At 70.4% G+C, this 19,965-nt stretch carries 20 protein-coding genes and 1 pseudogene; 9 read left to right on the top strand and 12 right to left on the bottom strand.

What is annotated here, in order from left to right:
• The first annotated feature begins 104 nt into the window (after positions 1 to 104).
• Entirely contained in the window at positions 105 to 800 is a 696-nt protein-coding gene (locus tag EV372_RS23755; RefSeq protein WP_130397843.1) for a tectonin domain-containing protein, read from the top strand.
• 526 nt (positions 801 to 1,326) lie between these two features.
• Here EV372_RS23755 and EV372_RS23745 read toward each other — a convergent pair.
• A complete protein-coding gene (locus EV372_RS23745) occupies positions 1,327 to 1,863 on the bottom strand; it encodes a DUF3592 domain-containing protein (protein ID WP_130397842.1) in 537 nt (178 codons plus the stop codon).
• Between the two features lie 58 nt (positions 1,864 to 1,921).
• Complete coding sequence (locus tag EV372_RS23740; RefSeq protein ID WP_130397841.1) at positions 1,922 to 2,452, bottom strand: hypothetical protein; 531 nt, start codon at positions 2,450 to 2,452, stop codon at positions 1,922 to 1,924.
• Positions 2,453 to 2,558: 106 nt separating this feature from the next.
• Between EV372_RS23740 and EV372_RS23735 the strand changes: the two genes are divergently transcribed.
• Positions 2,559 to 3,290 (top strand): hypothetical protein, encoded by a 732-nt coding sequence (locus EV372_RS23735; RefSeq protein ID WP_130397840.1) that lies wholly within the window; start codon positions 2,559 to 2,561, stop codon positions 3,288 to 3,290.
• A gap of 254 nt (positions 3,291 to 3,544) precedes the next feature.
• Here EV372_RS23735 and EV372_RS23730 read toward each other — a convergent pair whose 3' ends face one another.
• Both EV372_RS23730 and EV372_RS23725 read right to left on the bottom strand, forming a co-directional pair.
• On the bottom strand, positions 3,545 to 3,703 hold the full coding sequence (locus EV372_RS23730; RefSeq protein ID WP_130397839.1) for a DUF397 domain-containing protein: 159 nt from the start codon (positions 3,701 to 3,703) through the stop codon (positions 3,545 to 3,547).
• 10 nt (positions 3,704 to 3,713) lie between these two features.
• Positions 3,714 to 4,517, bottom strand: coding sequence for a helix-turn-helix domain-containing protein (locus EV372_RS23725; protein WP_253793188.1), 804 nt, complete (start codon positions 4,515 to 4,517; stop codon positions 3,714 to 3,716).
• 334 nt (positions 4,518 to 4,851) lie between these two features.
• Between EV372_RS23725 and EV372_RS23720 the strand changes: the two genes are divergently transcribed.
• The 5 genes and pseudogenes from EV372_RS23720 to EV372_RS23700 all read left to right on the top strand — a co-directional run.
• Positions 4,852 to 5,301 carry an ATP-binding protein gene (locus EV372_RS23720; RefSeq protein ID WP_130397838.1) on the top strand — a complete coding sequence of 150 codons (450 nt, stop codon included), beginning with the start codon at positions 4,852 to 4,854 and terminating at the stop codon, positions 5,299 to 5,301.
• Between the two features lie 174 nt (positions 5,302 to 5,475).
• Entirely contained in the window at positions 5,476 to 5,688 is a 213-nt protein-coding gene (locus tag EV372_RS23715) for a hypothetical protein (RefSeq protein ID WP_130397837.1), read from the top strand.
• 439 nt (positions 5,689 to 6,127) lie between these two features.
• Positions 6,128 to 6,634, top strand: coding sequence for a ribosome small subunit-dependent GTPase A (locus EV372_RS23710; RefSeq protein ID WP_197044302.1), 507 nt, complete (start codon positions 6,128 to 6,130; stop codon positions 6,632 to 6,634).
• A 17-nt stretch (positions 6,635 to 6,651) separates the two neighbouring features.
• Positions 6,652 to 7,398: a class I SAM-dependent methyltransferase gene (locus EV372_RS23705; protein WP_130397836.1), complete on the top strand. Its 747-nt coding sequence runs from the start codon at positions 6,652 to 6,654 to the stop codon at positions 7,396 to 7,398.
• Between the two features lie 144 nt (positions 7,399 to 7,542).
• Positions 7,543 to 7,800 (top strand): annotated as a pseudogene (locus tag EV372_RS23700) (AraC family transcriptional regulator); the annotation flags it as partial.
• Between the two features lie 734 nt (positions 7,801 to 8,534).
• Here the strand turns inward: EV372_RS23700 and EV372_RS23695 are convergent.
• The 7 genes from EV372_RS23695 to EV372_RS23665 form a co-directional block, all read right to left on the bottom strand.
• Positions 8,535 to 9,326: a hypothetical protein gene (locus EV372_RS23695; protein WP_130397835.1), complete on the bottom strand. Its 792-nt coding sequence runs from the start codon at positions 9,324 to 9,326 to the stop codon at positions 8,535 to 8,537.
• Between the two features lie 148 nt (positions 9,327 to 9,474).
• The gene (locus tag EV372_RS29535) at positions 9,475 to 9,597 is read right to left on the bottom strand and encodes a hypothetical protein (RefSeq protein ID WP_486484034.1); all 123 of its coding nucleotides are present in this window, start codon (positions 9,595 to 9,597) and stop codon (positions 9,475 to 9,477) included.
• A 501-nt stretch (positions 9,598 to 10,098) separates the two neighbouring features.
• Positions 10,099 to 11,316: a fumarylacetoacetase gene (gene fahA, locus EV372_RS23685; RefSeq protein ID WP_130397834.1), complete on the bottom strand. Its 1,218-nt coding sequence runs from the start codon at positions 11,314 to 11,316 to the stop codon at positions 10,099 to 10,101.
• Positions 11,317 to 11,477: 161 nt separating this feature from the next.
• Positions 11,478 to 12,326, bottom strand: a complete 849-nt coding sequence (locus EV372_RS23680; RefSeq protein WP_130397833.1) for a hypothetical protein — start codon at positions 12,324 to 12,326, stop codon at positions 11,478 to 11,480.
• Entirely contained in the window at positions 12,323 to 13,531 is a 1,209-nt protein-coding gene (locus EV372_RS23675) for a cupin domain-containing protein (RefSeq protein WP_130397832.1), read from the bottom strand. The genes EV372_RS23680 and EV372_RS23675 overlap by 4 nt, the downstream gene beginning before the upstream one ends.
• A 36-nt stretch (positions 13,532 to 13,567) precedes the next feature.
• On the bottom strand, positions 13,568 to 15,433 hold the full coding sequence (locus tag EV372_RS23670) for an FAD-dependent monooxygenase (RefSeq protein WP_130397831.1): 1,866 nt from the start codon (positions 15,431 to 15,433) through the stop codon (positions 13,568 to 13,570).
• Positions 15,434 to 15,507: 74 nt separating this feature from the next.
• Entirely contained in the window at positions 15,508 to 16,470 is a 963-nt protein-coding gene (locus EV372_RS23665; RefSeq protein ID WP_019607485.1) for an MBL fold metallo-hydrolase, read from the bottom strand.
• A 360-nt stretch (positions 16,471 to 16,830) separates the two neighbouring features.
• Between EV372_RS23665 and EV372_RS23660 the strand changes: the two genes are divergently transcribed.
• Complete coding sequence (locus tag EV372_RS23660) at positions 16,831 to 17,364, top strand: MarR family winged helix-turn-helix transcriptional regulator (RefSeq protein ID WP_019607486.1); 534 nt, start codon at positions 16,831 to 16,833, stop codon at positions 17,362 to 17,364.
• A gap of 172 nt (positions 17,365 to 17,536) precedes the next feature.
• A complete protein-coding gene (locus EV372_RS23655; RefSeq protein WP_130397830.1) occupies positions 17,537 to 18,595 on the top strand; it encodes an aminotransferase class V-fold PLP-dependent enzyme in 1,059 nt (352 codons plus the stop codon).
• A 54-nt stretch (positions 18,596 to 18,649) separates the two neighbouring features.
• On the opposite strand, the gene EV372_RS23650 is transcribed toward EV372_RS23655, so the two are convergent.
• Complete coding sequence (locus EV372_RS23650) at positions 18,650 to 19,915, bottom strand: GNAT family N-acetyltransferase (RefSeq protein ID WP_130399079.1); 1,266 nt, start codon at positions 19,913 to 19,915, stop codon at positions 18,650 to 18,652.
• Between the last annotated feature and the right edge of the window lie 50 nt (positions 19,916 to 19,965).

Here is a 19,965-nt window from a genome sequence, read left to right as displayed (position 1 = left end):
GTCCACCGTCGCCCCACGGGTACACCGGTCACCCCTGGACCGGCCGTGCCACAGGTTTTCCTGATTGTTCAGCGCAATACCCCGAATGGACGGAGACGATTGACATGGCGCACTGGAAGCAGATCTCCGGAGGACTGACCAGGATCTCGACGGGCTCCCGCACCAACGTGTGGGGCGTCAACGCCAGCGGAGCCATCTACCGCTACACCAACGACGACGCCAACCCCTGGGACAACATCCCCGGCGGACTGGTCGAGATCAGTGCGGCGGCCGACGGCACCGTCTGGGGCGTCAACGCCAACAACAACATCTACCGCTACACCGGCGACCAGGGAACCTCCCACTGGAAACAGATCTCCGGAGGACTCACCAGGATCTCAGCCGGATCCCGCACCAACGTCTGGGGCGTCAACGCCAGCGGAGCCATCTACCGCTACACCAACGACGACGCCAACCCCTGGATCAGGATCCCCGGCGGACTGACCGACATCAGCGCCGCAGCCGACGGCACCGTCTGGGGCGTCAACGCCAACAACAACATCTACCGCTACACCGGCGACCAGGGAACCTCCCACTGGAAACAGATCTCCGGAGGACTCACCAGGATCTCAGCCGGATCCCGCACCAACGTCTGGGGCGTCAACGCCAGCGGAGCCATCTACCGCTACACCAACGACGACGCCAACCCCTGGATCAACATCCCGGGAGGACTGACCGACATCAGCGCCGCAGCCGACGGCACCGTCTGGGGCGTCAACGCCAACAACAACATCTACCGCTACACCGGCGACCAGCCCTGATCCGGGTCCGCGACAGGTGAGGGCCTCCCGCGGCGACGGCGTCGCGGGAGGCCTCCCGCCTGCCTGGTCCCGTGGAACGGGGTGGCACGCCCGAGGAGCACCGCGGGTTGGTCGGACATGGCCTCCAGCATCGCCAGCGCCCGGGGACGGGGCCGCTCGGGCCGGATCCTGGGCGCGGGGCGCAGTGGCGAGGGTCTGGCCAGGTCGAGCAGGTGCTCCGTCTCGGTCGGCGTCAGCTGTAGCGCACGCGCTGGCGCGACGATGTCGATGAGCACAATTGCCGTCACGCACCGCGCGGAAGCCGTCGCCGGACCCCGTGACCTCCACGACCGCCTCGGGCTCCTCCTTGGGCAGGGAGGCACGCAACCACAGCGCGTGCGGGGCGTCGTGCGATTGCTCGTTCCCGTGGGCCTCACACATGTTCGCTGCCGGGGAGTGCGAACTGACGCGACTCCGGCAGTCCAAGACCGAGGCCCCACACCCGACGGTGTGGAGCCCTCCGGCACGAAACCCAACAGATCCGCGCTCAACCCCCGCCCCGTCCCGGAACGGTGATCCACTCATAGGGGTTGCGCCAGACGACGACGCCGAGGGCCACCAGACCGACCGAGAGGATCCAGCCGAGGAACAAGGCGATGAACAGCCGTGGCCGCTTGTGCGCGGGATCCGCCGCGAGGATCAGGGACACCGGCTCCCCAGGGGAACTGGGGTCGTAGGCGATGGTCAGCACGTCCCCCTCGGACGGTTCCTCGGGCAGCCTCCCGGACACTTCGGCGGTGTGGGTCACACCCTGGACCGAGTAGACGACCTCCGGCACCAAGGTGTCCTGCGCCCCCATCCCCGCTTGGCCGGATCCGGGTATCACCCGCACGTGGGCGACCTCCGCCCGGACCCGTTCCGAATAGTCGGGGTACTGCTCCATGTCGGGTTGGGTGAACCGTACCCCCAGGGCCGCGACCAGGACGAACACCACCAGCACCGGTGTCACGGAGAGGACGCGGTCACGCAGACGCGGGTTGCGGGGGGAGGGGACCGGCGATTGGAGGGGGTCGCTGTCAGCCATAGGGCACCACGTGCCCTGAGCCGGGGGCGCGGAAACCACGTCTGGCTCGGGTCCGGCCTCAGGGTCCGAGCCACGCGGTCGGGTAGGACGGGGCGGGCCGCCGCTGTTCCAGGGTCGCGCTCAGCCACCAGGGCGCGGCGCACAGGAGCCCCGCCAGGACCGCCCACACGGGGCTCCAGGGCACGAACACTCCGAGGATGAGGACGACGGGGAAGACCAGTGCGAACAGCCAGCGGGCCCACACGTGTCGGCGTTGGCCCAGGAACGGGGCGACCGTCGCTGCCGTCCTGCGCTTCCACATCGGCCCCAGGATCACCGGGGTGAACACGAAGGGCAGGACAGACAGGGGAAAATCTCCGTCCTGCTGCCACACCAGGCCCAACAGGGTCACCGACACGACGGCGATTCCCGCGCTGAACAGCCCGGTACCCAGGCAGAAGAGGACGTAGGACCTGCGCAGCCGCAGCACCAGTTCCCAGTGTTCCCGCCACGCCTGCTCCCCGAGGGGTGTGCCGATCAGGGCCTCCATGCGAAACCAGGTCGCCACGGCCTGGTTGAGGAGGGGGAGTTGCTGTGAGGGGGTGGACACACCGTCTCCATTCCGCGCACCGATGGGCCGGGAACACCCTATACCGGGTGACCCTCGTCACCCGGTAGTATGGCCGCTTTGTGCCCGACGACCCCCTGGGGACAGGATGTCCAACCCCGATCGTGTTCGCGCCGAAATCCTCGACGAGATTCTCCTGCCCAACGTCTCCCGCGGGGGCCTCGGTGAGGTGGTGGACAGGGCCCGTGCCCTGGAACAGGCCCAGGAGGCAGACCCCTGGCCGCACTACGTCCTGGGACTGGCTCTGGGTATGCGTTACATGGACGGCGGCGACCCGGCCGACGCGGAGGGCAGCCGCCACCACCTGGAGGAGGCGATCCGCCTGGGCGGGAGCGGGGACCCCGACGCCGCGATGTTCCGCCAGCAACTCGCCGGGACCCTGGGCGCCCGGTGGGCGACCGCGTTCGCGCGGGATCCGGACACCGATCCCACGGAACTGGCCGGGGCCCTGGGCCTGGCCCGCGAGGCCCTGGAGATGACCGACGCCCACAGTCCGCACCTGCCGGTTCGGCTGGTGCAGGTGGCGGAGTTCCTCGGTCAAGGCGCTGAGGGCCCGGACGGGATCACCGAGGCCTTGGCCCTGACCGAGCGCGCGCTGGCGGTGGCCCACCCCGACGACCCGCGCAGGTCGAAGTTCGAGCACACCCGCGCCCAACTGCAGTTGCGTCTGGCCGCTAAGGAGGAGAGCGCGTCCGCCGCAGCGGAGGCCGAGATCTCGGCTACGCGGGCGGGCCACCTGGCCCATCCCTACGACCCGTCACAGATGGGGATCCTCGGCACCTTCCGCAGCGCTCGCGTGCTCGGTAACGGCCTGAGATGACGAGGGGAACCAGAGCCGAGCGCACGTTCACCCTTCTCACGGGTCTTTGACTGCGATGCTCAGAGTGTTCGGCGTGACGGACGTCCCGTGGGCTGGTGTCGCTTCACCGGATCTTCCGTTCCAGGAGTCCGGACGCCTTCCACACTCTTCAGCCACTCCATGAACAGAATCCTCATTAACCAGAACGCTGTCACCAAGCATAAAAACAGCTCCCTGCCAGATGGGATGGCAGGGAGCCGTCTCTGCGATGCGCTCTAGAGGGCCTTCACCAACGCGGCCCATGCGTCCGGCGTAAGTTCGATGTGCCCAAGGTTACGGTTCTCCGTGTCCCTCACCAGAACCTTGTCGCCTTCAGCCACCTCCACACATGCCCCCTGATTCCCGCTGTAGCTGGACTTGTGCCATTCCTTCACTACCTGCTCCTCAAAGCGACGCGATGAAGTCGATGCTTTCAGCGGGCGAGAGCGCCAGACTACGAAGCGCTCCGAACCGCTGTTGGCAGTCTGCCACGACCTCGGCGTCCGTGATGATCTGGCCCTTGCCTGGAACTTCTGCGTACACCAGGTACTCCGCGAACGACATCCGCATCACCATGAACGCCCCGTCCATGGCACCATGCGCACCGCGATGGTACGGAGCCACCTGCACCTCGATGTGAGGCTGCCTAGCCCTGCGGAGAAGGACTTCCCTCTGTGCTTGCATGAGACTCGGGGAACCGACCGTGCGGCGCAGTGCCCCTTCCTCGATGACAAACATGGCGAGGGGTGGCTTCGGCCTGTCAAGGATCGCCTGCCGCTCCATCCTCGACTGCAAGAGTTGTTCGCTTTCCTCAGCCCCCAGCGGAGGGAACGCTGCACTCACTACCTGGCGTGCGTAGTCCTCAGTCTGAAGCAGCCCGGGCACAGCCTGAGGTTGAAACTCCTGGATGACCTGGGCTTTCTCCTCAATGACCACGAACTCCTGGAGCCACCAGGGCTGCGCACGCCTCGCCCCTGGCCACAGACCGAGCAGTGAACCGTGGCCTTCCAAGGCAGCATCTGCAAGCTTCGCGAACTCCTTGGATGGTCTCCGTTCCCCGCGCTCGATAGCCCCCACCTGCTGCTTTGAGGTTCGAGTGAGAACACCTAGTTTCTCTTGGGACAAATCAGCCAATTCTCTCATTTGCCGCAGTGTCGCGCCGAACTGGTTCATTGCGGCCTGCTGAGAAGCAGTGATCTTGGGAGGCATAGCCACAGGTAACCACAACCGACCACGGACGCCCACGAGAAGAATGATTAGGGATGCAATTCAGACCCGTCCCTAGAGGACTTCTTCGCTGGTCAGGCAGGGTGTCTTCACGAAAGTAAGTCTGTGGCTTCCAAAGGCCGACACCAACGCACCTGGCCCCCAGGTGAGGATCGCTGAGGCCTCGGGAACCTACCGACTCCTTCCTTCGCTGGGCAGCCACGCACGAGACCGCCTCGCGAAGACAAGGCCTAGACACAAAAAGCCCCGAAGGTCGCCACTAACGACCTCCGAGGCAAATGCCCCACCTGTCACGCAAAGACACGAGGTGAGACGAATGAAGTCTACCGCTCCGCCCTTCCCACTTCCACACCGACTGTGCGGAACCGCCACCAACTCAGGCATTCTGCTCGGCCCCGAACCCGGCCATGTCAGGGTCGCCCGCCGCTGGGCCACCCAAGCCACCCGCTCCCGCCCCAGCCTGGCCGAACCCGTCGGCATCGCCGTCTCCGAACTGGTCACCAACACCCTGCGTCACTCGGCGTCCGGGCTTCCCGGCGGCAGCATCCGCGTGGAGATCGAACGCACCCCGCGCCACATTGAACTCCGGGTCACCGACAACGGCCCCCGCCCCGGCGCACAACCCACCTTCCCGGCCGTACCCACCTCAGAACCCCTGCGCCCCAGCGGCAACGGACTGCGCCTGGTCGAAGCCCTGTGCTCCTACTGGGACTGGAAACAGCACTCCTGCGGCGCGATCACCGTCCGCGCCGTCTTCCCCTGGTAACCCGCTCCCCCGGCGGGCGAGCCCTTCCAGACCCCGCACCACCCACCTGTCCCCCGGGCCGGTGCGGACGGGCCGGTGCCCTGCACACCAGCCCGAAGCCCCGCCTCCTCCTTCCCCGGGGAGGCGGGGCCACCCGAACGACCACTCACACAACACCGGACACGGAAAGCCCTCATGCCCGACTACAGCTACCTCCTCGACGGACGCCCCGACGTCCTCACCCCCAGCGAAGTCGCCGCCCTCTTCAACATCCGCCCCCGCAGCCTCCACCGAGGCCAATGGGACACCGTCCTCAAACCCTTCCGCACCCCCGGCGGAGCACGCCGCTACCCCAAAGAACACATCGCCACCCTCCTCAACCAGCCCGACCCCCCGACCTCCCCCTGAGCCGGTGCGGGGCGGGTGCGGCGGTACGTAAGGCCGGTGAGCACGACGGACCGGTCTCCGACGTACCGCCCGCTTTGCGTCGATTCCACTGCGGGTGTAGTGTTCGGCCAGCGAAAACGAGTTCGCGCGGAGATCCAAGGAGGTGAGTTGCATGGTCGCTGTGGAGACCACCGCTGTGCGCGGTGCCCGGACCATCCTCACTTCCCGGGCCTCGTCCTGACCTTCGCCTGCCGTCCTCCCCTGCGGGAGTAGCACCGGCACGCCTGCCGTCCGGCGGGGCCCCCTTTCAAGGGTCTCCACATTGTTTCGCCAATCCGCTTCACATTCACCTGCTCTCCCTCCTCCCACACGCGCCCTGACTCCTGCCGACTACGGCTGGGACGCGGAGCGTGAGCGCTCCTTCGCGCCTTCACGGGCTGACGGGCTGGTTCCGGGCCGCGTGGTGCGGGCCGAGCGCGGCCTGTGCGACGTCGTCACCGAGGCCGGAGCCCTCCGCACGGTGATCGTCTCCCCGACGGTCGCCGGTGACGGGCCGAGACCCTGCACCGGCGACGGCGGCAGGGGTCGGCGCACCACCGCCTGGCGCGAGCTGCTGGCGCTGCCCCACGGCGGGATCCTGCTGGACACCCCGAGCCTGCGCGGCGTGAGCCTGCCCGCCGCCGACGAGGGCCTGGACCAGGCCTTCGCCGAGATCTCCGCACTGGCGCGGGACTGCCGCTTCGCGGACTGCGCCCACACCGGTGAGCCGGGGTGCGCCGCGCTGTCCGCCGTCGAGGACGGCCGACTTCCCCGGCGGCGCCTGGAGAGCTACCACCGGCTGCGACGCGAGAACGCCCACGCGGCCGCCCGCACCGACGCGCGGCTGCGCGCCGAGACGAAGCGGCAGGGCAGGCAGGGCGCACGCCTGCGCCGCGCCATCGAGCAGTCCCCGAACTTCAAGGCATGACGGAAAGGAATCTGGTCATGGACCTTCCCCGCATCTTCACCATCCGCGAGAGCGGCCACCGGATCCACAACCCGCTGACCGCGGACAAGTTCGCCGCCCTGGGCGAATCGCTCCGCCTCGACCCCGGCACACGGGTGCTCGACCTGGCCAGCGGCTCGGGCGAGATGCTGTGCACCTGGGCGCGCGACCTGGGCTTCACGGGCACCGGGGTGGACATCAGCACCCTCTTCACCGAGCAGGCCCGGGCCCGCGCCGCCGAACTGGGCGTCGCGGACCGGGTCGAGTTCGTCCACGGTGACGCCGCCGGCCATGTCGCGGACGAACCGGTCGATCTGGCCGCCTGTGTCGGCGCCACCTGGATCGGCGGCGGTGTCGCCGGGACGATCGAGCTGCTCGAACGCAGTCTCCGCCCCGGAGGCATGATGCTGGTCGGCGAGCCGTACTGGCGGGCCACTCCTCCGGACGAGGAGACCGCCCGGGACTGCAACGCCACCGCCATCGCCGACTTCCTGGAGCTTGCGGACCTGATCGGGCGGTTCCAGGAGCTGGGGTACGACGTCGTGGAGATGACGCTGTCCGACCAGGACAGCTGGGACCGGTACGCCGCGGCGCAATGGCTCAGCATGCGCCGCTGGCTCGACCGGAACCCGGACGACGAACTGGCCGCCGAGGTGCGGGAGGAGCTCTCCATCGAGCCCGTCCGCTACGCGCGCGGCACACGTGAGTACCTCGGCTGGGGGGTCTTCGCCCTCATGAGGCGCTGACACTCCCGTCGTGTGCGGGGCCCGGGCGTCACACCGCCCGGGCCCCGGGTCGGTGGGTCCCGGCTTGATCGCAGGCACACGGCGACTGTCGGGAACCGCACCGTTCGCGCTCGTTAACGTCGCCGGTGAACGAAGGGGGAAGCGATGCGGGACCGGCTGAACAGGGCCCTGGAGCACGTCGAGGAGGACCCCGGCCGCCCGGTCGACGTAGCGGCGACAGCGCACACCGCGCTGACCTGCGAGCAGCACCTGCGCCGGATGTTCGCCGCGCTGGCGGGGATGCCGCTGTCGGAGTACGTGCGCCGACGCCGCCTCACCCTGGCCGGGGCCGAGGTCCTGGAGGGCCGCAGGACGCTGCTCGACACCGCCGTCGGCCACGGGCGCTCCCCGGCCGAGGAGTTCACAGTCCACCTGAAGCTCAAAAGGTAGCGGGACCTTCTACACCAGGAGGCAAGGGCGCCAACTCGAAGCACCGTTACGGAGAATATGACCGCCATGCCCACATACAGATCGGTGTCCGCGGGGTTGGGGGGAACTCGGCGACGAGCCGGGAGATGCCGCCACCAAGGCGAATATCCTCGCACTGATCAATTTATGCACAGCCCAGGAAAACGTTCGCCCCCTCCACACAGCCCTCCAGGAACTGGACGCCGATGAGTGCGCTTCAGTAGTGGAACCAGGCATCATGAAGGTTCTTCACCGCGAGCACTGCAAGTCTGTTACCTGTGGTTTAGAGCGAAGGTGACAATTGAAGAGCTGCAATGTATGATGACCCTAGAATAAACTCGGCACCCCCGTGAGGTGATAGCGTGAGCAATTTCGGCGGCAGAAGGTTGATCTACGGGTTTCTATTTGGCCTCTTAGCGGGTTTGGTTTTGCTGAACGTCGGGTTTGCCCTCGCCTGGATCTCAGTACACAGCGGCTACGGCGGGCATTATGACGTCGGCATTTTCAGACTATCCTACAGCCCCAACCTGGGCCACCCCGTCCATATAGTCATCAGAGAAGGAAGAGTCGGCTTTTTCCTTGCCGTGTGTGGGATTGTAGCTGCCGCAGTAAACGTTATCCGAGGGCGATAAGCAGGGGCGCGGAACAGAATCCCGCGCCCCTGTTTTCATGCTTTAAATCACAGGAATTTAGAGGTCATTCCAGGGAGTCCACCCGCCGTCGGTCCAGATGTAGGCGTCTTCCCAGATGGGACCGCTTCCACCACCGTAGTTGACCTCGGCCCAGGCATAGTCACTCATGACCACTTCACGTCCAGCAGCAGTGGCCTCGAGTGCCATCGCGTAGCTGTTTGCGATCTGCACGGTTTCGCTTCCATCGAAGATCAAACCATATGCGCCAGCATTAGGCTTGATATCGACGCGAAGGTTATCACACTGAAGCGTTGGGAACGTCAGCGAGGCCGGACCCACGGTGAGTTGGAGCTGGTTTCCCACGTTGCAGTCATTCGACGGAGTCTGTGGCGCGAATCCAGTCATCCTGCGCACGTCTTCGTCCGCATTCCCTTCCCAGGGCTGCGTCCGCAGTGAAAAGTCAACGATCCGAGGCTCTGGCACGACCTCCGGGAACCTCGGCTCAGCGGTCGTGAAATTCCCATACCGGTAGTAGGCCCAGTCACGCGCATCCGGGGTCTCGATTTCGAGGGCGCGGTATTTTTCGTAGCAACTCACGAGAACGTGGTTTTCACGCGTTCCGGGCTCCGTGGCATAGTCAGGAGTAAATTCGATGCGAACGCATGCATCGCCTTCCTCCGTCATTCCTTCGGTTTCCACGCCGAAATTACTACTGGTCGGCACGTCCGAGGAAGCTGCCTCTGCGGGGTCGATTTCGACTCCGACCCCGTAGGCGACCTGCTCATGGCCTTCAGAATATTGCGCTGTTGCTGTATCGAACCTCGTAGGCGTCAGGCCGTCGTCCCACACTGCCGTCCAGTTCAGGGACGTGTTCGTACAGCGCCGACCTCGACGCGCCGAGAGGGTTGGCGATCGAGAACACCGTGTCCTCTGGCTGTGCCAGCAACGCGTGGGTATGACGCCCCCCGTCGCTGGGGATCGACCCAGGCGTTTCCGGTCATCTGGGGGTGGTGTCGAGTCCTTCGCGGGTGCCCTCCGTGGTGAGACCGCGGATGGACTCGGCCGAGGCGGCGGAGACGTAGAAGGCCAGACGCCCCGTCTGGGTGTTGACGCCCAGCACCTCGTGCAGGGAACGGAAACCGATTCCGATTCGACTCAGGTCGCCGATCAGCGTGATGAGGTCTCAGGGATCGGGTCAGCCGGAGCAGGGTGGAACGACCAGTGTGTCATCGGAGCGCAGGTAGGCCGGGCACACCTTGAACCCGCGTTTGTCGGCGCTCATGACCTTGCCGGGGATGGCCTGCCTGCCCACCCCCGTTCGGCGGATCGGCCAAGGACGCCACAGTGCAAGCGAAGGTGGGTTCGCCTGTCGCGGGGCGCGGCCGACGTGCTGCCCGGGTGAGACAAAGCCGGAGTTCCAGCGGACGAAGCACCGGACAGAACAAGGAGGCGGATGGAGAGTCTCCTCGTTGAGACACCAGCGCATCTCGCCGGGTCGCGATGCCTCTTGAGGACAAGAGCGTTGGGAACCTACGGTTCGACAGGCCTTGGGTGCCTGATGTCCGTGCGCGGAACGGCTCCGCGCGCCCTCGGGGAGGGTGCGCGGGGCCGTTCCGAGACCTCAGCGGGCGGGGAGGATCCTGCCGGTCACCTCACCGAAGTGGACGACAGACCCATTCGGGCCCGGGGCGGTGGCGGTGATGGTCACCTCGTCGCCGTCCTCCAGGAAGGTGCGCTCGGTACCGTCCGGCAGGGTCAGCGGCTCCTTCCCGCTCCAGGTCAGCTCCAGCAGGCAGCCCCGCTGCCCGCGCTCGGGTCCGCTGACCGTGCCGGAGGCGTACACGTCCCCGGTGCGCAGGGACGCCCCGTTGACGGTCATGTGCGCGAGCTGCTGCGCCGCCGTCCAGTACATCTGCGAGAACGGCGGCGTGGAGACCAGGTGCCCGTTGAGCCGCACCTCCAGCCGCAGGTCCAGGCCACCGGGTCCACTCCCCTGGAGGTAGGGCAGCGGCTCGGGGTCCTGGGCGGGCTGCTCCACGCGCGCGGACTCCAGCGCGGCCAGCGGCACGATCCACGGCGAGACGGACGTGGCGAACGACTTGCCCAGGAACGGCCCCAGCGGAACGTACTCCCAGGCCTGGAGGTCGCGGGAGGACCAGTCGTTGAGCAGGAACACCCCGAAGACGTGGTCGGCGAAGTCGTCCACCGCCACGCGCTCGCCCATCTCGGTTCCGGTCCCGACGACGAAGCCCACCTCGGCCTCGATGTCCAGGCGCGTGGAGGGCCCGAAGACGGGCGCAGGCTCGTTCGGCGGCTTGCGCTGGCCGGTGGGGCGCACGATGTCGGTCCCCGAGACCACGATGGTGCCCGAACGCCCGTGGTAGCCGATGGGCAGGTGCTTCCAGTTGGGTGTGAGGGGCTCCTGGTCGGGCCGGAACATGCGGCCGACGTTGCTGGCGTGGTGCTCGGAGGCGTAGAAGTCCACGTAGTCGGCGACGGTGAAGGGCAGGCTCAGCATGCGCACCGAGGCCCGGTCCACCAGGTGCGGGCGCACGGCCTCGGCACGCGCGGGGTCGGTGAACCAGTCGGTGAGCGCGGCGCGCACCTGGTCCCACACCGGCCGTCCGGCGGCCAGCAGGGCGTCCAGGCTGGGTCGATCGACGGTGTCGGCGAAGGGCGCGTCCAGGGCGCGGGCCGCGGCCCCCAGGTCCAGGACGTGGTCACCGATGGCCACGCCCGTGCGGGGCGCGGGGTCGTCGGCGGTGCCGAACACGCCGTAGGGCAGGGTGGCCAGGCCGAACTGCGCGTCCGGGGCGAGGTCGAGCCAGCTGTCGGGCATGGCGTTCGCTTTCTTGGAGTGGACGGTTTCTCGAAGCGGGGGGCTCTTCACATGGACGGGTTCTCCGAGCGGCCGGGCCTCGGAGCGGGCGGGCTCCCGAAGCGGACGGGCCCTCGGGGCGGACCGGCCCCTGGAGCGAGCAGGCCCCTGGACCGGGCGGGTCAGCGTGCGCGGGAGGCGGGCAGCGCCCCGAGCACGACCAGGTCCTCCAGGGGTTCGGTGACGCTGCACGTCCCGAAGGAGCGGAACCGGCCGCGCACCTCCCGCGCCTCCTCGTCGGTGAGCTTGGCGGCCAGGGCCGCCAGGCGCGGGCCGTCGCGGTCGGCCAGCACGAGGGCGACCTCGCGTTCGGAGGCTCCGTCGAGCAGGGCGGCCGTGGCCAGCAGCACGTTGAGGAAGCCGTGCTGTTCGAAGCCCTCGGCGGTGGTGTGGCGGACGGCGTGGTGGAGTCCGGCCGTGCACTTGAAGGGCAGGTCCAGTTCCACGGCCGCGTGCAGGAACTCGGCCAGTTCCTCCTCGCTCGGATGGGCCTCGGCGGTGAGTCCCCCGGTGCGGAACTTGGCGCTGTGGCCGGTGCCCGTCAGGGACCGCAGTTCGGCGGGCACGTCCCCCTGGCGGGAGACCTCCACGAACCCCTCGGCCCCCTCGGGCAGGTGCTCGGTCAGCCGCGCGGCGACCTCGGCGGCCGTCCCGGGCGCGGCGGCGGCCTCCACCCCGGCCAGGCGCAGCGCCGGGTCGGCGGTCGCGGCCGCCACGGCGGGGCCGACGCCCTCGGCGCCGCCGGGGACGGTGACCACGACCGCGAGCGGGCCGTGGCCCGGCTCCTCACGCGCCAGGACGGCGCGCAGTTCGCCCACGCGGGCGTCGGAGACCAGGAACGGGCCGACGTACTCGGCGCGCGGCCCGGCCCGGTGGGCGCGGTGGGCGGGCAGCGCCCCGCCCATGGGGGCGTTGCCGGGCGGGAAGAGCGCGGCGTCGTCGAACAGGCCGCGGTACAGCTCGGCGCTCACCGGCGCTCCCTCCGTCCCCCGGCCCAGGTCCAGGCGTAGGTTCCGTCGTCGCTGGCCAGGCCGCCCTCTCCCAGGTCGAGCGGGCGGAAGGTGTCGACCATGACGGCGAGTTCGTCGAAGGCCTCGGCGCCGATGCTGCGCTCGTAGGCGCCGGGCTGGGGGCCGTGGGAGTGGCCGCCGGGGTGCAGGGAGATGGAGCCCTGGCCGATCCCCGAGCCCTTGCGGGCCTCGTAGTCGCCCCCGCAGTAGAACATGACCTCGTCGGAGTCGACGTTGGAGTGGTAGTAGGGCACCGGGATGGCGCCGGGGTGGTAGTCCACCTTGCGCGGCACGAAGTTGCAGATGACGAAGTTGTGGCCCTCGAACACCTGGTGCACGGGCGGCGGCTGGTGCACGCGGCCGGTGATGGGCTGGAAGTCGGCGACGTTGAAGACGTAGGGGTACAGGCACCCGTCCCAGCCCACGACGTCGAAGGGGTGGGTGGGGTAGGTGTAGCGGGTGCCGGAGATGCCCCCGGGGCCGTCGCCGCGGTGCTTGATGAGCACGTCGACGTTCTCGCCCTCGGCCAGCAGCGGCTCGGAGGGCCCGCGCAGGTCGCGTTCGCAGTAGGGGGCGTGCTCCAGGAACTGCCCGTAGCGGGACAGGTAGCGCTTGGGCGGGGCGATGTGGCTGTTGGCCTCCACCACGTAGGCGCGCAGGGGCTGGTCGCCGGTGGGCACCCAGCGGTGGGTGGTGGCGCGCGGCAGGACGACGTAGTCGCCCTGGCCGACCTCCAGCAGGCCGAAGACGGTCTCCACGCGGGCAGTGCCCGACTCCACGTACACGCACTCGTCGCCGATGCCGTTGCGGTACAGCTGCGAGGGCGCTCCGGCGACCACGTAGGAGATGCGCACGTCGTCGTTGCCCAGGACCAGGCGGCGCGACTCGACGACGTCGGCGGCCTTCCACTCCTGGTCGGAGAACAGCTCGTGCAGCTTGAGGTGGCGCGGCACCATCGGGGCGTTGCGTGTGCGGGACTGGTCGGGGACCTCCCACTCGGCGGCGTCGACGATGGCCGAGGGGATGGCGCGGTGGTAGAGCAGCGAGGAGTCGGCGGAGAAGCCCTCCTCCCCCATCAGCTCCTCGTAGTACAGCCCGCCCTCGGGGGTGCGGTGCTGGGTGTGGCGGGTGCGGGGCACCTCGCCGACCTGGCGGTAGTAGGCCATGGCGGTGTTGTCCCTTCCGTGTGGAGTGGGTCCGGGTCAGGCTGTCGGGGCGGGTTCGTCGCCGCGCGGGTCGGGGGCGGCGCCTCCGGGGCGGTCCGCGGCGGCGGGCCGGTCGGTCGCGGTGGCGGGCCGGTCGGTCGCGGTGGCCGCGATGGGCTCGCCGCTCGCGCCGCGCGGCGCGTTCGCGTCGGATCGCGCGTCCGCCCCGCTCGGCGCGTTCGTGTCGGACGCGCCGTCCGTCGGGGCGGGCACCGTCGGGACCGGGGCGAACCCCAGCGCGGTGCGCACGGCCGCGAGCACGGCCTCGGGGTCGGCGCCCGCGACGACGGCGGCGACGTGGGCGTCGGGGCGCACCAGCCACACCTGCCCCGGCTCGGGTACCAGCGCCCTGGTCAGCGCGCCGGTGGTGTCGATCCGGTCCAGGTACAGGGCGGTGACGGGCGCCGGGGTGGCCCCGCGCGCGGCGGCGCGCACGCCCTCCAGGAACGCGTCGGGGTCGGCGCCCTCGGGGGCGGCGCCCACCAGCAGGGTCAGGCCCTCGCGCAGCAGGGGGCGCAGGCGCGCGGGGGCGCCGTCGCCGGGCAGGTCCACGGGGGCGTCGGGCAGGACCACCCCGGGGCAGGGGGCGGGCGCCTGGCCGCGCGGGGGCCTGCCGCCGAAGGGCCGTTCGGGGCAGGGGGTGGTCAGGGACGAGTCGGTGTACCAGAAGGGTTCGGCCAGGCGACCGGAGTCGACCCGGGCGCGGGCCGCCTCCTCGGTGAGGGCCGCTTCGAGCACGGCCAGGCGGGTGCGGTGCTCCTCCTCGTCCTGGGGGACGAGGAAGCGCATGGTGGCGCTGGTGACGTCGGCGTTCTCCAGGGCGGCGGCGTGGCGCTCGGCGTGGTAGCTCTCCAGGAGTTCCTCGCCCGCCCATCCGGCCAGGACGTAGGCGAGCTTCCAGGCGGCGTTCTCGGCGTCCTGGACCCCGGAGTTGAGGCCGCGGGCGCCGAAGGGGGCGACCAGGTGGGCGTTGTCTCCGAGCAGCAGGACGCGGCCCGCGCGCATGCGTTCGGCCACGCGGGTGTGGAACCGGTAGACCGAGTGCCAGACGATCTCGTAGGGCCGCTCGCCGATGATCTGGCGGATGCGGGCCTCCAGTCGGCCGCTGGCCTCCTCGGCGTCGAGGTCGAAGTCGGAGGGCACCTGCCAGTCGATGCGGTACACCGAGTCGGGGCAGGGGTGGATGAGCACCTGGCGGCCGGGGTTCCACTCGGGGTCGAAGTAGAAGCGGCGTTCGCGCTCCCATCCGGCCAGGTCGGCGCGGATGTCGCAGATGAGGAAGCGGTCGTCGAAGGTGGTGCCGTCGAAGGACAGGCCCAGGGCCTCGCGGACCACCCCGCCGTGGGCGCCGAGGCAGGACAGGGCGTGGGAGCCGCGCAGGCGGACGGGGCCGCCCGGGGTGCGGCACTCGACGGTGACGCCGCGCTCGTCCTGGGAGAGGCCGGTGACCCGGTGGTTCCACAGGGTGCGCACCCCGGCGGCGGCCAGGCGCTCGTCGAGGACCTGTTCGGTGCGGGACTGGGAGATGTTGACGAACGGCGGCAGGGGCGAGGCGCCGGGGTCGGGGAGGCGGACGCTGAACAGCTCGCTGTCGCGGTAGAAGGTGCGGGCGGTGTCCCAGGTCAGCCCCTCCTCCGCGACCTGTCCGGCGCCCAGCCAGTCCCAGACGTCGAGCACGTCGCGCTGCTGGCAGATGGCCTTGGAGCCGACGGCGTCGCGTTCGGGCCGTGCGTCCATGAGCAGTACGGGGACGCCCCGCCGGGCCAGCAGCAGGGCCGCGGTCTGGCCGACCGGGCCCGCGCCGAGCACCAGGACGGGATCGGCGGCGGTGTCCGCGGGAGTGCGTGGAGCGGGGGGTCGCATCTGGTGGCTCCGTTCGACGTGGACGCCCCGTACGGGCGTGGAAGGGGTCGGGAATCGGTGGGCGGGGCGGCGGGTCAGCCCTGGAGCTGGTCCCAGACCTCGCGGTCGCGCTCGGCGGTCCAGATGACCGGGCGCTCGATGCCGGAGAACTCGTCCCACAGGCGGGAGACGTCGAAGGGCAGGCAGTGCTCGAAGATGGGCCAGTGGCCGTAGTCGCCGACGAGGGCGGCGTGGGTGGCCTCGAAGGCCTCCTTGAGGGTGCCGCCGCGTCCGTGGACGGCGCCGACCTCGCGGATCATGACGTCGAGGAACCCGCGGGTCTGCTCGATGGCGGCGTCGACCTCCTCGCGGCCGCGGCTGACCGCGCCGCGCCCGCCGACGAGCATCTCGGCCTCCAGGGCCTTGACGCCGTCCAGGGTGGCCCCGGCCCAGTCGTGGTGGAAGGCGTCGCCGGTGTAGAGGGCGGCCTGGGCCTCGACGAGGTCCCCGGCGAAGAGGATCCTCTGCTTGGGCAGCCAGGCGACGATGTCGCCCTCGGTGTGGCCGCGGCCGAAGTACTGGAGGACCAGCTCGCCCCGGTCGCCGCCCAGGTCGATGGTGGTGCGGTCGGCGAAGGTCTGGGTGGGCCAGGTCAGCCCGGGCACGGAGTCGGCGTCCTTGGCCAGGCGCGGCATGCGGGCGAACTCGCTGGCCCAGTCCTCCTTGCCGCGCTCGCGGATGAGTTCGTGGGTCTTCTCGTGGGTCAGGATGATCTCGGCGTCGAAGGCGCTGGCGCCCAGGACGCGGACCGCGTGGTAGTGCGAGAGCACCAGGTAGCGGATCGGCTTGTCGGTGTGCTCGCGCAGCTTGGCGAGCCACTCCCCCGCGGCGGCGGGCGTGGCCAGGGCCTCGAAGGCCACGAGGAAGTCCTCGCCCTCGATGGCGCCCACGTTCGGGTCGCCCTCGGCGGTGAGGGCGTAGACGCCGTCGGCCAGGACCTCCAGGGTCTGCTCCTTGGCCTCGGTGTCGGCGGATGAGGCGAACGGCTTGGCTGCCATGGTCGGGGCCCTTCACTCGCTCCGGACGGCTGCCGCCGCCCAATTGATCAAAGGTTTGATGATCCTGACCATAACGTGCTCCGCGCCACAGGACCAAGAGGCCCAGAGCCCGCTACTGAGTGATACAGATCACATGATACGACGGGGGCGGGTGTGTCCGCCGACCTCCCACCTGGCGGTTCGCGAGCGCGGCCCGGGCGGGGCGGACTCAGCTGCGCGGCGGCTCCGACCGGTGCCGACGCGTGCGCCGGGCCGCCCGCCGTGTGCCGGGAGCGGAGGCGGGCGCTCCCCGACCGGCACGGACGCGCGGGACCGGCCGCGACCGGTCCCGGCGGGAGATCAGGCACTAGGCTGACCGACGTGACCCACGACACCGCCCCCGAACTCACCTTCTGGTCCTTCGTGGACTACGCGGTGCGGAAGGCCGAGCAGGAACTGCCCTCCGTGAACGCCGACGCCATGCGGATGGTCCTGACCCTGAGCCGGGCGACGAGCATGGTCGTCTACGACTTGGAGTCGTCCGTGCACCGCCCGCGCGGGCTCACCTGGCCCGGGTTCCGGGTGATCTTCGCGCTGTGGCTGGCCGGGCCCATGGAGGCCAAGACCACCGCCGAGATCTCGGGGATGAGCCGGGCCGCGCTGTCCGCGCTGCTCAACACCCTCGAACGGGACGGGCTCATCGTGCGCGAGCGCGCAGCCCACGACCGGCGCGCCCTCCAGCTCAGCCTCACCGAGGCCGGGTACCGGGCGATCCTCGGCGGTTTCCGGGCGCACAACCGGCGCGAGAGCGCCTGGGCCGAGGCCCTGGAACCCGACGAACGCCAGGAACTCGTGCGCCTGCTCAACAAGCTCATGGCGGGCTCCACCGAGGCCGAGGCCAAGTTCCGCATCTGAGGGCGCCGGGGGCTGGAAGAGGGGCCGCACGGTCCGCCCCGACCGCTCCGGGCGCCGTCGGACACAGCAAGCGCCCCGTGCCCGTCGGCGCGGTCCCCCGCCGCCAAAGACAGTCCGTTCGCGGCCGGAATGGACCTTGAGCGGCCCCCGCCGCGCTGTGAGCATCGGGGGCATGGACGAAGCCGGACGGGCCCGCCTGCGGGCCGCGCAGCAGGAGTTCGCTGCCGAGAACACCTACCTCAACACCGCCACGCACGGCCTGACGCCCCGGCGGGCGCTGCGGGCCCTGGAGCAGCACAACCGCGACGTGGCCGCGGGCCGGTTCCAGCCGGGCGAGGCGGACGCGGGCATCGAGCGCGCCCGCTCCGCCTACGCGCGCCTGACCGGGGTGCCCGCCGCCCGCGTGGCCATCGGCAGCCACGCCTCCCAGTTCGTGGGCACGGTCGCCGCCGGCCTGGCCCCGGGCGCGCGGGTGCTGACGGCGGCCGACGAGTTCAGCTCGGTCGTCCACCCCTTCATGGCCAGGGCGGACGCGGGGGTCAGCGTGCGCGAGGTGCCCCTGGCCGACCTGGCGTCGCGGGTGGGCCCGGACACCGACCTGGTGGCCGTCTCGGCCGTGCAGTCCGCTGACGGCGCGATCGCCCCGGTGGAGGACCTGATCACGGCCTGCGCCGACCACGGGGCGCGGCTGCTGCTGGACACCACCCAGGCCGCCGGGTGGCTGCCGCTGCCCGTGGACCGGATCGACTACACGGTGTGCGCCGCGTACAAGTGGCTGCTGGGCCCGCGCGGTTCGGCCCTGCTCACCGGGACCGAGGAGGCGCTGGCCGAACTCTCCCCGCTGGCCGCGAACTGGTACGGGGCGCACGAGCCCTGGAAGTCGCTCTACGGCGGCCCGCTGCGGCTGGCCGAGGGAGCGCGGCGCCTGGACCTGGCGCCGGTGTGGGGGGCGTGGGTCGGGCTGGAGGAGACCCTGTCCCTGGTGGAGGAGGTGGGCGTGGAGGTCATCCGCGAGCACGATGCCGCCCTGGGCGACCGCTTCCGCGAGGCCATGGACATGGAGCCCGCCGGGTCGGCGATCGTGTCGGTCCCGGTGCCCGAGGGCGCGGTGGAGCGGGTGGCCGGGGCGGGGATCGTCACGGCGGCCCGCAACGGGCGGATGCGCGCGGCCTTCCACCTGTACAACGACGAGTCCGACGTGGACCGGCTGGTCAAGGCGCTGAAGGGCTGAGGGCACGGGACCGGCCCCGCCGGTGGGCGGGGCCGGACCGCTGAACCCCGGGGATCAGAAGATCAGACCGCAGAAGGGCGCGCGGGAGCGGCGCAGGGCCGCGTCCAGGCGCTCCACCGTTCCCGGGGTGTGCTCGGTGATCAGGCCGGCGCGCAGGTAGCCGTCCAGGGTGGTCTGGCCCAGGTGGGCGGCGCCCAGGTGCGACACGTCCAGGCTGACGTCGGGGGCCGCGTCCGTGGCCTCCACGCGGGCGCCTCCGGTGTCGGCCTTGACGTGCCAGCGTCCGGCGTTCCAGGGGGCGAACCGGTCGGCGACCTCAAGGACCGCCTCCACCGGCGCGGCGTAGGAACGTTCGGACAGGGCCCCGGACACGTCCACCAGCCGCACCCACAGGGAGGTGTAGAGCGTGGGCGCCGCCCGGCCGCTGTCCACGAGCAGGTGGCGCAGCGGGTCGTCCACGGCCAGGAAGTCGAAGGTGATCTCGGTGACCAGGTCGCGGTTGAACAGGTGGTCGTACAGGGCGGTCCAGGCGGCCGGGGTCGTGGCGGTGATCTCCTTGACGTACACCTCTCCGCGCGAGCCGTCGCGCTCCCACCTGTTGCGGGTGCGGTAGAGCGCGTAGCCCAGCGGCCCGTCGGGGCCGCTGACCACCGCGGCCCGCAGCGGGCCGCGGCCTTCGCGGAACTGGGCCTGGTCGCGCAGGACCCGGTCCCACCAGTGGGCGGCGCGCTGGAACTGGCCGACCTGCACGGCGGCGACCTCGCGGTGGACCCGTTCCAGGTCCGGGCGCACCTGCCCGGGGTCGGCCAGGCGGACCCGCAGAGCGGGGTCGCGGGGCGCGTCGGCGCGCAGGCGGGCGTGGGGCTGGCGGACGGCGGTCTCCATCTCGGTGACCGCCGGGCCGTAGCCGAACCGGCCGTAGATGGCGCCCTCGGAGGCCCACAGAGCGGCGTAGCGCTCCCCGCGCGCGTGGATGTCGGCGAGCTGGCGGCGCATGAGCGCGCTGAGCACGCCGCGGCGGCGGTACGTGGGCCACACGCCCACGCCGGTCACCCCGGCCACCGGGCGCGGGCCGCCGGGCAGGGCCATCTCGAAGGCGAAGTCGTTGACCGCGCCCACGATCTCGTCCCCGTCCACGGCGACCAGGACGCGGTCGTAGCCCTCGGCGTCCAGGAGGGGGCGCAGGAAGGGTTCGCGGTCCTCGGGCGGGTCCGAGGACAGCAGCGCCTCGCCGACGACGCGCATCACCTCGGAGTACTCGTCGCGGTCGGTTCCCCGTACGATCCATTCGGTCGGGGTGGCGTCCCCTCCGGCGTTCACCAGACCCTCCCGGAGGATGCCCCGGCGTTCACACCGGGGAGGAATCTGGA

The organism is Nocardiopsis sp. CNZ308, from assembly GCF_004217075.1.
Note: the sequence above shows the minus strand (reverse complement) of the source record. Positions and strands in the feature narration are given on the sequence as shown.

Bases quoted from the DNA above. Each gene is read 5' to 3' on its own strand.
- EV372_RS23755 (WP_130397843.1), top strand. From the start codon at position 105: ATGGCGCACTGGAAGCAGATCTCCGGAGGACTGACCAGGATCTCGACG.
- EV372_RS23745 (WP_130397842.1), bottom strand. From the start codon at position 1,863: ATGGCTGACAGCGACCCCCTCCAATCGCCGGTCCCCTCCCCCCGCAAC.
- EV372_RS23735 (WP_130397840.1), top strand. From the start codon at position 2,559: ATGTCCAACCCCGATCGTGTTCGCGCCGAAATCCTCGACGAGATTCTC.
- EV372_RS23725 (WP_253793188.1), bottom strand. From the start codon at position 4,517: ATGCCTCCCAAGATCACTGCTTCTCAGCAGGCCGCAATGAACCAGTTC.
- EV372_RS23720 (WP_130397838.1), top strand. From the start codon at position 4,852: ATGAAGTCTACCGCTCCGCCCTTCCCACTTCCACACCGACTGTGCGGA.
- EV372_RS23715 (WP_130397837.1), top strand. From the start codon at position 5,476: ATGCCCGACTACAGCTACCTCCTCGACGGACGCCCCGACGTCCTCACC.
- EV372_RS23705 (WP_130397836.1), top strand. From the start codon at position 6,652: ATGGACCTTCCCCGCATCTTCACCATCCGCGAGAGCGGCCACCGGATC.
- fahA (WP_130397834.1), bottom strand. From the start codon at position 11,316: ATGCCCGACAGCTGGCTCGACCTCGCCCCGGACGCGCAGTTCGGCCTG.
- EV372_RS23675 (WP_130397832.1), bottom strand. From the start codon at position 13,531: ATGGCCTACTACCGCCAGGTCGGCGAGGTGCCCCGCACCCGCCACACC.
- EV372_RS23670 (WP_130397831.1), bottom strand. From the start codon at position 15,433: ATGCGACCCCCCGCTCCACGCACTCCCGCGGACACCGCCGCCGATCCC.
- EV372_RS23665 (WP_019607485.1), bottom strand. From the start codon at position 16,470: ATGGCAGCCAAGCCGTTCGCCTCATCCGCCGACACCGAGGCCAAGGAG.
- EV372_RS23655 (WP_130397830.1), top strand. From the start codon at position 17,537: ATGGACGAAGCCGGACGGGCCCGCCTGCGGGCCGCGCAGCAGGAGTTC.